Annotated in this window: 9 protein-coding genes; all 9 read left to right on the forward strand. The window is 65.0% G+C overall.

The genetic code is table 11. The features are described from left to right. Positions 1–1,221 (forward strand): SGNH/GDSL hydrolase family protein (locus K8I61_16220; GenBank protein ID MBZ0273584.1); only part of this gene is annotated, 1,221 nt, incomplete at its 5' end. 55 nt (positions 1,222–1,276) lie between these two features. After that, complete coding sequence (locus K8I61_16225) at positions 1,277–3,196, forward strand: SGNH/GDSL hydrolase family protein (protein MBZ0273585.1); 1,920 nt, start codon at positions 1,277–1,279, stop codon at positions 3,194–3,196. Beyond that, positions 3,193–4,281, forward strand: coding sequence for a hypothetical protein (locus K8I61_16230; protein MBZ0273586.1), 1,089 nt, complete (start codon positions 3,193–3,195; stop codon positions 4,279–4,281). Before K8I61_16225 ends, K8I61_16230 begins: the two co-directional genes overlap by 4 nt. Positions 4,282–4,421: 140 nt before the next feature. After that, positions 4,422–6,134, forward strand: coding sequence for a HAMP domain-containing protein (locus tag K8I61_16235; GenBank protein ID MBZ0273587.1), 1,713 nt, complete (start codon positions 4,422–4,424; stop codon positions 6,132–6,134). A 212-nt stretch (positions 6,135–6,346) separates the two neighbouring features. Continuing rightward, a complete protein-coding gene (locus K8I61_16240; protein MBZ0273588.1) occupies positions 6,347–7,741 on the forward strand; it encodes a sigma-54 dependent transcriptional regulator in 1,395 nt (464 codons plus the stop codon). Between the two features lie 168 nt (positions 7,742–7,909). Continuing rightward, positions 7,910–10,294: a response regulator gene (locus tag K8I61_16245; GenBank protein ID MBZ0273589.1), complete on the forward strand. Its 2,385-nt coding sequence runs from the start codon at positions 7,910–7,912 to the stop codon at positions 10,292–10,294. A 28-nt stretch (positions 10,295–10,322) separates the two neighbouring features. After that, on the forward strand, positions 10,323–10,670 hold the full coding sequence (locus K8I61_16250) for a response regulator (GenBank protein ID MBZ0273590.1): 348 nt from the start codon (positions 10,323–10,325) through the stop codon (positions 10,668–10,670). Further along, a complete protein-coding gene (locus K8I61_16255; GenBank protein MBZ0273591.1) occupies positions 10,667–11,806 on the forward strand; it encodes a response regulator in 1,140 nt (379 codons plus the stop codon). Before K8I61_16250 ends, K8I61_16255 begins: the two co-directional genes overlap by 4 nt. 120 nt (positions 11,807–11,926) lie before the next feature. Next, a complete protein-coding gene (locus K8I61_16260) occupies positions 11,927–13,531 on the forward strand; it encodes a hypothetical protein (GenBank protein MBZ0273592.1) in 1,605 nt (534 codons plus the stop codon). Positions 13,532–13,616: the final 85 nt, after the last annotated feature.

Consider the following 13,616-nt stretch of genomic DNA (forward strand, 5'->3'; position numbering starts at 1 on the left):
ATCGTTTACGCCCTGATGCCGCGCGCCGCCGAATTGCCCGAGGCGACCGCTCCGGCGACGTTTCTCGCGCTTGCCGGCATGGCTCACGTGATGGCGATTCGCCGCCATGACGCGTTCCGGGCGCCGAATCTCGCCATCGGCGCGATGATTGTTATCAGCCTGGCCGGCGTCGAGTGGGCGCATGTCGCCCCGGGGGGCAGCGCCGAGCCGATGCGGGAGGGCGGCGTGTCTTTCCTGCCCGGCACGCGCTACCTCGGCAAGGTGATTCCCGCGGGTTTTCTCGATGGGATGGCCACCCCCTGGTACGTCGAACTTGGCCGCATCCGTCCGGGACCGCCGCCCTACGAAAAGCCCGGCGGGACCGTGCGCGTCATCGCGCTCGGCTCATCCTCGACCGAAGGGTGGGGGATCGACGATTATCGCCGTGTCTGGCCCGCGCTCCTGGAGGCTCATCTGCGCAAGGCTTACGCCACGCGCGCCATCGATGTCCTGAATGCGGGCGCCGCCGGATCCACCACGTTTCGCATGATGCTCAATCTCAAGCACGAGCTTGTGCGTTTTGCGCCCGACCTCGTCGTTCTTTACGCGGGCAATAACGATGCGACGATCGCGTTCGGCCCTTATACGGACCGTGACCTGTTCGAACTGGCGCAGGAGGTCGGCGTCGAGCCGCGCATGCTCGTGCAGATCGATCCGCGAATCTCGATGGAAAACACCGGGCGGCGACCGGTCGATGCCGCGACGCGACTACGCGCCCGATTGTCCCGGCTTGCGCTCTATCGCGCCATGCGCTCCGCGGTCGTCGATGTGCGCGAACTGGCGGTTTCCACGGAGAATCGCGATTCCATGCAGGTGCGCGCGGTGCCGCCAGACGAGGTATTCCCGATCCTTCTGCAAATGCTCAAGGCTTGCCAAAAACATGCGGCGGATTTCGTGATCGTCGCCGAAGCGACGCACAACCTTTCGATAGAACCGTATCCAACGCTCATGGAGGCATTCGCCGAACGCCACGGCGTTCCGTTTTTCCGCGCGGCCGACGCAATGGGGGCGTGCGCGCCGGACGCCGGCGAACTTTTTCAGGACGAGGTCCATTTGACGCACGCGGGCAACGTTTGCCTCGCGCGCGCGGTCGCGGACTTTCTCGTCGCGCGCGGTTTACCGAACTCAGCCGCCGCGCGCATAAGCGCGGCGAGTCGCGCCTCGCCGGTCCCGACACGTTAAGGCGGGCCTTCTTGCACATTGCCCCGCGCGGCCGATCCTTTAGGATGAGGCGCCCATGACGGTGTCGCTCTTTACCCTTTCGCGCCTTGGCGCCGCGATTCGTTCCATCCGGCGGCGCCTGCGGCGAACGCGCGCGGCGACAGTCGAAAATTTGTTGCGCGCGGGCGCCTATCCGCTCGCCGCGGCCGGGTTTGTGCTTCTGTTTGAAGCGGGTGTTTCGGCCGTGCGCCATTCGCTGTCCCCGCTCGAACTCGACGTCGCCGGCGCCATTTTCGCTCGCGATGTCGCCAAAGCCCGCGTGGCGGGCGCGGCGGCCATCCTGGCTGCGCTCGGAGTGACGCACGTTGTTCTCGACGGCTTGCGCGGCGCGCGCACACGCGGGATCGGCGTGCTTTGCGCTCCGTTGATGCTCGCCGCCGTATTTTTTCCGCAACCGGGAGCTTTTGAGCTTGCGGCGGCGATGACGGTCCTGCTTGTCGCGACGCGAAAATTCGTCGAAGCCGTGCCCATCGCGAGCCCGTTTCCCTCTCCGGAACGATCACGCACGGCCCGGATTGCATGGGTCGCCGCGGCCGTTTTCGTGAATCTCGTCGGTTCGCAGGTATTTCGCGAATCGGACATTCCCGAAGCGCCGATGTTCGTGTGGCTCGCCTTTGCCGCGCTTGTCTTTGCGTCGTTGGGTTTCCGGTGGCGCCTTGCGCTGGCCGTCGAAACCGTCTTCGCGGTCCTGATGATTATCGCGCGATTGCTCCTGGAGCTTGTTCTGGCCGGGCGCGAGGACGCACCGGGCGCGGTGACCGCCGCGGCCTTCCTGGCGGCGGCGGGCGCCATGCACGTTCTCACGATCCGGCGGGTCGAGGCTTTCCGCGCGCCGAATGCCGTGATCCTCGGCGTGATCGCGGTTTCGCTCGTCGCCGTCGAGATCACTCTCGCGACTCGCGACGAAAAGGAGACCGCGGAGTTTCGCGTCGTACCGGGCGTGGTCGCCGGCCAGGGGAAATATCTCGGCAAGGTCCTTCCACCGTGGTTCCTCGACGGAATGCACGAAACCTGGTTCGTGGAGATGGGCCGGATTCGCGGAAAAAAACCGCCGTACAAAAAGCCGCCCGGCGAAGTCCGCATCGTCGCGCTCGGTTCGTCGTCGACCGAAGGGTTCGAGATCGATGAGGACAAAAACGTCTGGCCGGGGCGGCTCGAAACGATCCTGCGCGCGCGCGACCGGAAACGAAAGGCGCGGGTGCTCAATGCCGGTGTTCCGGGCACAACGACCTTCCGCATGATGCTGAATTTGCGTCATGAGCTGGTGCGCTATTCGCCGGACATCGTGATTCTCTACGCCGGGCACAACGACGCCCACTATTCGTTCGGCGCCTACACCGACCGGCAGCTCTTCGAATTGGCGCAGGAAATCGGCACCGATCCGCGCGACGTGCGCGCCGTGGAGGAATACGTGCCCGGAAACCCGGGGGACGCCGTCGCGGCGCCCGCGCCGGGCACGACCGCGTTCGACCGATGGCGCGCGCGCCTGTCGCGGCTCGCGCTTTACCGGACCATGCGCGCGGCGATCGTCGGAGCCCGCGATACGGCATTGCCCGCCGTAAAGGGGTTGTCGCCGATGCGCGCCCGGGCGATTCCTCCGGCGGAAGTCGCCGTGATTCTGGGAGAAATTCTCGCGACCTGCCGCGAGCATGGGGCGCGGCTCGTGATCGTCGCCGAGGCGACGCAAGGCCGCTCGATCGAACCTTACGGCTCGTTGATGGCGTCATTCGCGCACAAATACGGCTTACCGTTTCTTGATGCGAGCGAGGTAATGAGCGCGTGCGCGCCGAATCGCGAGCCGCTTTTTATCGACCATGTGCACCTGACGATCGCCGGGCACGATTGTCTCGCGGCCGCGCTCGCCGATCTGCTTGTCGATCGACGCCTGTTGACTCCGGTTAAAATCGCCGTCCCCGCGGCGGGAGGTTCTTTATGACGTCATCCGGCGAAAACGCGCGTCCGGCGCGCCGCGCTCTTCTGGCGCTTGCCGCGGTGATCGCCTGGTCGGCGTTCGGGTATGCGTTGGGCTACGCCAAGGGCTTGTCCACCTCGCCCGCGGCGGTGCCGATCTCGCGTCTTCTCGAGGTCTGGCAGAACGCCGGACCGGCGATGAGCGATCGCCTTCTGATCTATCTCGACCAGCGCCTGCCGGACGACGACCCGCAGCGGCGGGCGTTACTACCCTCCATCGCGCCGGCGTTTATCCGGCTCGGCCTTCCGGACGAGGCGCTGGCGCGTTTGCGCGCGGTGAGTGAGTCGGCGCGCGACACGGGGCTGTTCACGCAGTCGGTCGCCAACGTATCGATCGCCGCGCTCGCGGGAGGCCACACGGACGTCGCGCAAGCCGCGATCGACCTGATTCCCGCGGATCGCCGTACGAGCATGGCCTACGAGTCGATCGCCGCGCATATCGCAATCGGCCGCGCGCAGGCTCACGTCGCCGAGGTCGCCGAGGCGATCGACAAGGCATTTGGCGACAATCGGCTTGGCGCCGATGATCCGCTTCTCGACGAGTTTGCCGCGCGCGTGCGCGAGGTGGCCGCGTTTCCGATCGACGAGCGCCGGGCTTACGCGCGGATATTTTCGGGCTCTTCCGAGCGTTGGCTGGCCCAGGTGACATCGTGGGCGAATGGGCGGCCGTGGATTCTCGGGCGGTTCGGTCCGGATTTCGTCGATTACGCGCTGAACGTCGACTCCGCGCCCATCGCGGTTTATCTCCCGCCGGCGATCCGATCGCTTGTCGAGGCCGGAGAGGATCTGTCGGAGATTCGCGCGTGGCTCGATCGCGCGCCCCCGGAACCGCGCCTTGGCTGCATTCGCGATTTCACGGACGCGGTGGTCGCGCGATATCGAGGCCACGACCCCGCTTCCGCCCGGAAAATCCTCGACGAAAATGTCGTCGATAACGAGTCTTGCGCGCCGATGAGCGACATCGCCGCGGGCGAGCGAGACGCGGCCCGAAGGTCGCTGCGCGCTCCCGGCGCGGCGCGCGGGGATTCCAGCGAAAAAGCGGTGCCCTGATATAATGGTTCGCCATGCACGATCGTCCGCCCGATAAACGGTCCTTGCCCGCGGGGAACGCCACAAAGCGCCGCGGGGCGCACCGCCCGGCGGCCGCGCCCGCCGACGCGGCGAATCCGCCGCGACGCGAAGGCTGGCGCATGCGCGTATCGCGCGTCGGCCTGCGTGTGCGGATCATCGCATTCATGATCGCGATCTCCGCGTTCCTGCTCGTCGCGCTCGGCACGGTCTGGCTCAGGCTCGCCGAACGCAACTTCATCCAGATGAAGGTGCACGCGGGGGCCGTCATTTTATCCGCGCTGCAAAGCGTCATCCAGCTCGAGTGGGAGGGGCGCTACGTCCTTGTCATGGGCCACTCGGATCAGGCGCGGCTGCAAGAGATCATCGACGCGTTCGGAAACAACCTTCAGGTTCCCAATCTCTTCATCGTCGCCAAAGATGGGCAGATCCTCGCCCATCGCCGATTCGAACAGGTCGGCAAACGCTACATGGACACGGAAATCGAGGACGCGCTTTCCACGCTGCGCCTGGTGAAGCGGTACGAAGCCGCCGGGGCGCGGGGAATCCAGCCGGACGACGCGCTCGAAGTCACCGGCCCGCTTTTTCTGGGAAGCCAGGTCGTCGGCGCGATCCGCTTTCGCCTGGCGATGGACGATGCCGCCCAGTCGCTCGCCGCGACGCGCCGTTTGCTTGCCTGGTACCTCGTCTTCACCGTCGCCGCGACGTCGCTTGCGGGTCTGACGTTTCTCGTCCGGCTCATCGTGCGCCCGCTCGACGAGCTCGAGCGCGTCACCACCATGATGACCGAAGGCGATCTGGATCACCGCGTCCCCGTCCGCTCGCGTGACGAGATCGGGCGGCTCGCCGCCGCGCTCGATAACCTTCAGCGCACGTTGCGCGACGGGCGCGCCGCGCTTTCGCGCAAGAGCGATCACCTGCGCACCGCGGAAGAAAAGCTCGAAAAAGCGCGGGAAGAAATCATCCGGCAGGACCGCCTGGCATACCTTGGCCGCGTCGCGGCGGGTGTCGCGCACGAAGTGGGCAACCCGCTTGGCGCGATTTACAACTATCTTGGCATCCTGGAATCCGCCGACGACGCCGAATCGCGCGAGATCGCGGCGCGCATGCAACGGGAGGTCGAGCGCATCGATCGCATCATGCGCGAGCTGCTCGATTTTTCCCGCCCGCGAGCCGGCCGTGTCGCCCCCGTGAACGTACCGGAATATCTGGAGGAGTGCGTGAACATGCTGCGAGACCAGCGGCAGCTTGACGGCATGGAGACGCACGTTCGCGCGCCGGACGAGTTGCCGCCGCTTCTGATCGATCCGGGCGAGCTGAAGCAGGTTGTCGTCAATGCGCTCACGAACGCGCGCGACGCGGCCGGGGGCGACGGCACGATCGACCTGACCGTGGAGGCGTTCGCTTACTCCGAAACGGCGATGCTGGAATCGAGGCTCGAGGGCGCGACATCGATGCCCACCGAGCCCGAGCGCGTCGCGTACACGGACCTCGCGCGTCGCGGCATCGCGTTCTCGTCGCGCCCGGCGTTCGAACCCGGCATGCACGTGTTGGCGATCCATGTGCGCGACTCCGGGCCCGGTCTTTCGCCCGAAGCGGTGCAGCGCGTATTCGAGCCGTTCTACACGACCAAGACGCCCGGCAAAGGCACGGGCCTGGGACTGCCGATCTGCCAGCGTATCGTCGAGGGCGCGGGCGGCGTGCTGCGTTTCGAAAGTAAACGCGCGCGCGACGGCCGTTCTGGCGGGACGGTGGTTTCGATCTATATTCCCGCGCCGGAATCCGAAAAGGAGCGTCGCCGCGACGAGCTTCTGGCGCAGGTGGAGGGAGCATAGGGAATGCGGAATGCCCAATTCGGAGTGCGGAATTTGTGCCGCGGAAATCGCAGGTCAATACAAAGGCACCAAGGGCGCAACGGAAATTTGGAGGGCGGAATGCGGAATGGCGTCGTAGTGGCACGCGCGGCCGTCAACGGGTCCATCATGTCCATGATGTCCATTTGGTCCATCGCGTTTTTCGGGAACGGGAACGGAACGGGAGAGGCTGAATGACCGACGCCCGCCCGCATATTCTCGTCATCGACGACGAGGAAAGCATGCGCCACAGCGTCGGCGTCATCCTCGACCGCCACGGGTACGACGTCACCGATGCGCAAAGCGGCGAGGAAGGACTGTCGGCGATCGAGGAAAAAGGCCCGTTCGACGTCATCCTTTGTGACTTGCGCATGCCGGGCATCGACGGCCTGACGTTTGTCGAGCGCGCGATCGCCGCGGGCGTCGCGAGCCCCATCATCATGATGAGCGCTTACGGCAGCATCGACGCCGCCGTCGAGGCGATGCGGCGCGGTGCTTTCACGTTTGTCAGCAAGCCGTTCAAGCCGAACGCGTTCCTCGCCACGATCGAAAAGGCGCTCTCGCACGAGGAGCTGGTGCGAGAAAACCGGGAGCTGCGCGAGGAAAAAGCCCGGCAGTTCCGCTTCGACGAGCTTGTCGGCCGCGACGAAAAAATGCAGGCCGTGTTCGATCAGGTGCGCCGCATCGCGCCCTACAAGACGACCGTGCTCATCGTCGGCGAGTCGGGGACGGGCAAGGAACTTGTCGCCCGGTCGATCCACGCAAGCTCCGATCGCGCCGACAAGCCGTTTGTCGCGATTAACTGCGGCGCAATTCCCGACGCGCTGCTCGAAAGCGAGCTGTTCGGCCACGTGCGCGGCGCGTTCACCGATGCGCGTTTCGAACGCGCGGGGCTGTTCGCCGAGGCCGACGGCGGCACGCTGTTCCTGGACGAAATCGGCGAAATGCCGACGCATCTTCAGGTCAAGCTCCTGCGCGCGTTGCAGGAGGAGGAGGTGCGCGCGGTCGGCGCGTCCAACCCGCGCAAGGTTGACGTCCGGATCGTCGCCGCAACCAAGCAGAACCTCGACGCGCGCATGCGCGACGGGCATTTCCGCGAGGATCTCTTCTATCGATTGTCCGTATTCCCCATCGCGCTTCCGCCTTTGCGCGAGCGATCCGGCGATATCCCGCTGCTCGTCGAGCATTTTCTGGTCACGCACGGAAAGCGCCTCGGCATCCGCGCCAAAAGCGTCCGCGAAAAGGCGATGGCGCTCCTTGTCGAATATCCCTGGCCGGGCAACGTGCGCGAGCTGGAGAACGTGCTCGAACGCGCGATCGTGCTGGCGCAGGGGGCGCCCATCGACGCGACGCATTTGCCCGACCGCGTCCGCGAACGCCTCGGTGCGCCTGGCCCCGGCGGTGACGGCCTGCCGGTGGACCGGGGCGAGTTGTCGATCAAGTCGAACAGCCGCGAACTCGAGGCGCGCCTGATCCGCATGGCGCTCGAGCGCACGCGCGGCAACAAGACGAACGCCGCGAAGATGCTCGAAATCTCGCATCGAACCTTGCTCTACAAGATTCAGGAATACGGGCTCGGCGGGGAGTGATGATCGAGGATCGGGAGCGGCGGATGGCGCCGGGGCGGTGAATCGTCGGCAAGCCGGGAAGTTGGCGCGCCAACATCGGGCGCCCTTTTTTTTCGCCAACTGTAAGCAACCCCCCAATCGCGTTGCATGATTGCGTTGGAGCTTGTGCGCGTCGTTAGAATGAAACCGGTGGCAAACGCACGATCCAAATCGCCGGAAACTCCCACGCTCGAACAATTTCGCAGGCTTGCGGAATTCCTTCCGTTTGGCGTCACGATTTATCACGCCCCCACCAACAAACCCGAGGATATCGTGCTGGTGTGGGCGAACGACACCGCCTGCACCGAATCGAAATACGATTTCCGCGCCCAATACGGAAAGTCCGTGGGCGAGCTGTTTCCGCCGCTTCTGGAGCAGCCGGAAGAGATCAACGTGCCCGCGCGCTGGCTGCGCGCCGCGATCGACGGCGAGCATTCCGTCATCAACGAATTTCCTTATGGCGACGCGACGCACCCCTTCGGCTGGTTTCGCCTCGATTTCGTCCCGCTTGAGGAGCGCATGGTCGCGACCGTCTATCGCAACATCACCGGGCAAAAAATCGCCGAGGACGAACGCGCGGACAGCGTCGCGCGCTATCGCCACTTCATCGAGGGCACGGACGATCTCGTCGTCCAGTTTAACCGCGTCGGCATGATCGAGTTCACCAATCACGCAAGCTGGAAGGTATACGGCCGCTCGCCGCGCGAATGCGTCGGGCTCAACCTGTTCGACCTCACGCACCCCGACGATCGCGACGCGCTGCGCGACGCGCTCCGGAATTGCGTCGCGAGCCGCACGTCCGGAGCGACGATCGAGAACCGCCAGGCGACCGCGGACGGCCGGTTCCGCGAGCTGCTCTGGACGATCAACATCGACTTCGACGATCACGGGAAAATCGGGCTGGCCAACGCCATCGGCCGCGACATCACCGCGCGCCGCGAGATGGAACGGGAGATCATGCGCGCCAAGGAAACCGCCGAGCTCGCGAACACGGCCAAAAGCGAGTTTCTGGCGAACATGAGCCACGAGCTTCGCACGCCGCTGAACGCGATCATCGGTTTCTCGCAGATCCTGATGAACAAGGACTTCGGGCCGCTGACGGAAAAGCAGGATCGCTACGTGCAGAGCGTGCATACGAGCGGGCTGCACCTTTTGAACCTCATCAACGACATTCTCGACCTGGCCAAGGTTGAGTCCGGCAAGATGGAGCTTGAGCCCTCGGACGTGAATATCGGCGAGCTGCTCGAGGGCAGCCTCATCATGATCCGCGAAAAGGCGCACAACCGCGGCGTCGCGGTCAAGGTGGATCTCGATCCGGACGTGGCGGGCAAGCGGTTCCTCGCCGACGAGCGCAAGCTGAAGCAAATCGTTTACAATCTTCTCTCCAACGCGGCGAAATTCACGCCCGGCGGAGGCAGCATCACGCTATCGGCCACGCGAAGCGACGGCGAGCTTCGCATCCATGTGAAGGACACCGGCATCGGCATCTTGCCCGAGGATCAGGAGCGCATCTTCCTGGCGTTCGAGCAGGTCGATTCGTCGTACGCGCGCCAGGTGCAAGGCACCGGGCTCGGTCTGACGCTTTGCCGCAACCTCGTTGAGCTTCACGGCGGGCGGATCGGCGTGGAAAGCCAGGGGGAGGGGACGGGATCGACCTTCTGGTTCACGATCCCCTGGCGCGAGTCCCAGGCGCCCGCCATCGAGGCTCTCCCCGAGACGCCGTTTCCGCATCCCGTCCTGGAGCATCACGAGCGCCCCGTCGTGCTTGTCGTGGAGGACGAATCCACGGCGGCGGAGCTTCTGACCGAATACCTGCGCGGCGGCGGCTACGACGTCGAATACGCCCGTGACGGCATCGAGGCGATCCGGCGCGCCCGCGCGATCAAGCCCTTCGCCATCACGCTCGACGTCCTGCTGCCGAAAAAAAACGGCATGAGCGTGCTCGCGGAGCTCAAGCTCGACGCGGCGACGAAGGATATCCCCGTCGTCATGGTCACTGTCACCGAGAAGCAGCAGCTTGCGTTCACGCTCGGCGCCATCGAATGGTTCATCAAGCCTGTCGACGCCGGCCGCCTGCTCGAGACGCTGCGCCTGGTGCGGCGCGCCAACGGCATCCCGCATCCGACCGTGCTCATCATCGATGACGAAGCCGACACGCGCGAGTATCTCTCCGAGATCATCGGCCGCGACGGTTTCGACGTGCTGCTTGCCGCCGGCGGCGAGCAGGGCGTGAAGGCCGTGCGCGACAGCCACCCGGACATTCTCGTGCTCGATCTGATGATGCCGGACGTCGACGGCTTCGAGGTCGTCGATCGCATCAAGGACGACCCGTTGGGGCGCCGCATCCCCATCGTCGTGTACACCGCGAAGGAGTTGACCGCCGAGGATCGCAAGCGACTGTCCCGGCACGTCAAGCGCATCACGCGAAAGCCGAAATCGGACGATCTGCTGCGCGAGCTCGAACGGATCCGCGCCGCGTCGGAACCCGCGGCGGCTCCCCCCGCGCCGGCGCCGGAGGTGATCGGTGGCCGGTGAGCGCATCCTGATCGTCGAGGACAACGCGATGAACATGATGCTCGCCGCGGACCTGCTAGAGCTGGCGGGGTACGACGTGCTGCAGGCGCGCTCCGCGGAGATCGGCATGCGCATCGCCCGCGAGGAAAAACCGGATCTCATCCTGATGGACGTGCAGCTCCCCGGAATGGACGGCCTGACCGCCACGCGCGCGCTCGCCGACGATGCCGAAACAGCCGCCATCCCCGTCGTCGCGCTGACCTCGCACGCGATGCGCGGCGACGAGCAAAAGGCCCTCGACGCCGGCTGCAAGGGTTATATCGCCAAACCGATCGACGCCAACACCTTCGCCAAGGTCGTGACCGGCCACGTCAAACGCACAAGGCTGTGGACATGAACGATCGAAAAAAGCGCGTTCTCGTCGTTGACGACGAGGAGTCCAACCGTTCGATCCTCGACGGCATGCTGGAGCCGCTCGGATACGAGGTGATGGCGGCGGCAAGCGGCAGGCAAGCGCTCGATCTCATCCGCGAACGCGAGCCCGACGTCATCCTGCTCGACGTCATGATGCCCGGCATGAACGGCTTTCAGGTTCTCGAGATCCTGAAAGCCGACGACGCCACGCGCAACATTCCCATCGTCGTCGTTACGGCGCTCAACGAGAAGAAGGACCGCGTCGAGGCGCTGCGCCTTGGCGCCAACGATTTTCTCTCCAAGCCCGTCGATCAGATCGAGCTGCGCGCGCGCGTCGCGTCGCTGATGGAGGTGAAGGCCTACTACGATCATCTGCGCGCGTATCAGAAACGGCTGGAGACCGAGGTCGCCGAGCGCACCGAGGAGCTCAACCGCGCGCTTCGGCTCATCAAGGGCGCGTCGCTCGACACGATTCTGCGCCTGTCGCGCGCCGCCGAATTCAAGGACGGCGAAACCTTCGCGCACGTCGTCCGCGTCGCGCATTACGCGAGCACGCTCGCCCGCGCCGCGGGCCATGACGAACAGACTGTCGAGGCGATGCTCTATTCCGCGCCGCTGCACGACATCGGCAAGGTCGGCCTCCCCGATCGCATCCTGCTCAAGCCGACGCGCCTGACGCCCGACGAAGAGGAAGTCATGCGCCGTCACACGATCATCGGCGCGAAGATTCTCGAGAAGTCCGATTCCCGGCTCATCCGGTTCGCGGAGGTGATCGCGCGTTCGCATCACGAGCGCTGGGACGGCGGCGGGTATCCCGACGGTCTGGCCGGCGAGGACATTCCACTTGCCGGGCGCATCACCACGGTGGCCGATGTCTTCGACGCGCTCACCACGGAGAGGCCGTACAAGTCCGCCTATTCGACGGGAGACACGCTCGATTACATCCGCCGCGAACGCGGCCGCCATTTCGATCCCGTGCTTGTCGACGCGCTCCTCGACAGGCTCGACGAGGTCCTTTCCATCCGCGAGCGCTTCGCCGACCGCCGCGACGACCTGTTCGATCTGTGGCTCGACCGTCCCGAGGAGATCGACGGCGTGCAATCGAGGATCGAGGATTGAGGATTGAGGATTGTGCCTTCGTGTTGAATGGCGATTCCTGCGAATCAAATCCGCATTCCGGCCGCATTCCGCAATTCGACTTTATGCTAAACTCTGGCTCCGTTTTTCGGAGGATCTCTCATGCCCCGCGCATCCTGTGTGTTCACCTTGGCCTCGCTCGCGCTTGTCGTTGCCCTCGCCGTCGCCGCTCCCGCGCAAGCGCAGTTCGATCCCGCGCTTCACGCCAAGGCGGCCGCGTTCCAGGCGTTCGCCGACACCTGGCACACCACCGCGCGCGGCGCGCTGACCGGCGGACTGCGTTTCACGGACGACACCTACACCGAGATCGAGTGCGTCCATCACCAGGGCGACAGCACGATCTGGAGCGGCGAATACCTCGCCGCGCAGGCGTTTCAATACATGGTGACCGGCGATCCCGTCGCCAAGGCCGCCGCGGAGGAGATGGCCTGGTATCTCCACTACGCGATGCAAATCACCGAGACGCTCGGCTACGTCGCGCGCTGGGCCGGGCCGGACGAGCCTCCGTACAACTGCGGCTACGACGACGGCAACGGCTGGAAGGTGCACGGCATGGGCGAGTTCGCCGGCGACTACTGGGTCGATCACACCAGCCGCGATCAATACACCGGCTGGCTCATGGGCATGTCCACCGCGCACGACGCGCTCGATGACCCGCTTTTGCTTGCCGCCATCGAACAGGATTTCCGCGACATCATCGAGATGCTCGAAACGAACCTCTGGAACATCACCGACCAGAACGGCGAGTGGACCGGAAACGGCGCGGCCTGGCTTGGGCCTTCGGGGCGCCTGGCGTGGATCGCGATGGCCGCGCACGTCACCGGCGACGATTATTATTGGCAATTGCTCGACACGCAGTACGAGCTCTGGAAGCGCGCGCTTTGGATCGACACGTTCGCGGGCCTGAACAAATACATGGAGTATTTCGGCAACAACCTTCGCCACGTGAATTTCCTCTCGATGTTTCGCTACTGGCCCGACCGCGAGCGTCTCGAGGATCTTTGGGATATCTGGCAGTCGGCGAACCGGCCGTACGTGAAGGAGACGCACAACCCGTTTTTCGACGCGGTGCACGTCGCCGGATGCCTGCGGCTGGGCAATTGCGATTCGGACGAATACGACTGGATCGAGGCGGATTTCCTGAACACGTTGGGCCGATACGACGAGTCGCCCGCGTACAAGCGCGCCAGGACGTGTTCGGACCAGCCGCTCGACACCTTTTCTGTCTGGGCGGACGGATTTCTCGCGCAATATCCGTGGCTCGAGGACATAGTCGACATCAACCCGCAATCGGCCGTCGCGCGCGAGCTGGACGATCGCCACTGGACCGACATGTATTGGCAATCGACACCCTGGGAGGCCGGCTGCGATCACGGCGCGGACGATACCTTCGTCGGCCCGGGCATGGACTACCTGCTCGCGTACTGGATGGGCGTGTATTACGGCATTCTCCCGGGCGGCGGCCCGTTCGGCGACGACGATTTCACCGATGACGACGATGACGATGACACATCGGGAGACGACGACGCGGCCGACGACGATTTCGACGACGATGCGGCGGATGACGACGACGACGCGAGCGATGACGACGCTATCGACGACGATTCCGCGGCGGGCGACGATGACACCGATGACGATGCGGCCAACGACGATGTATCGGGCGGTGACGACGATGACGATGACGACGACGGGGCATGCGGCTGCTGACCGCAGACCGCTGACCGCTGACCGCTGACCGCTGACCGCTGATGGCTGATGGCTTGCGGTAGCCTGTCGTCTTCAATTTCGCTAT

Source organism: bacterium (assembly GCA_019912885.1).
Taxonomy (GTDB): Bacteria; Lernaellota; Lernaellaia; order JACKCT01; family JACKCT01; genus JAIOHV01.

Bases quoted from the DNA above. Each gene is read 5' to 3' on its own strand.
- K8I61_16225 (MBZ0273585.1), top strand. From the start codon at position 1,277: ATGACGGTGTCGCTCTTTACCCTTTCGCGCCTTGGCGCCGCGATTCGT.
- K8I61_16230 (MBZ0273586.1), top strand. From the start codon at position 3,193: ATGACGTCATCCGGCGAAAACGCGCGTCCGGCGCGCCGCGCTCTTCTG.
- K8I61_16235 (MBZ0273587.1), top strand. From the start codon at position 4,422: ATGCGCGTATCGCGCGTCGGCCTGCGTGTGCGGATCATCGCATTCATG.
- K8I61_16240 (MBZ0273588.1), top strand. From the start codon at position 6,347: ATGACCGACGCCCGCCCGCATATTCTCGTCATCGACGACGAGGAAAGC.
- K8I61_16250 (MBZ0273590.1), top strand. From the start codon at position 10,323: ATGAACATGATGCTCGCCGCGGACCTGCTAGAGCTGGCGGGGTACGAC.
- K8I61_16255 (MBZ0273591.1), top strand. From the start codon at position 10,667: ATGAACGATCGAAAAAAGCGCGTTCTCGTCGTTGACGACGAGGAGTCC.
- K8I61_16260 (MBZ0273592.1), top strand. From the start codon at position 11,927: ATGCCCCGCGCATCCTGTGTGTTCACCTTGGCCTCGCTCGCGCTTGTC.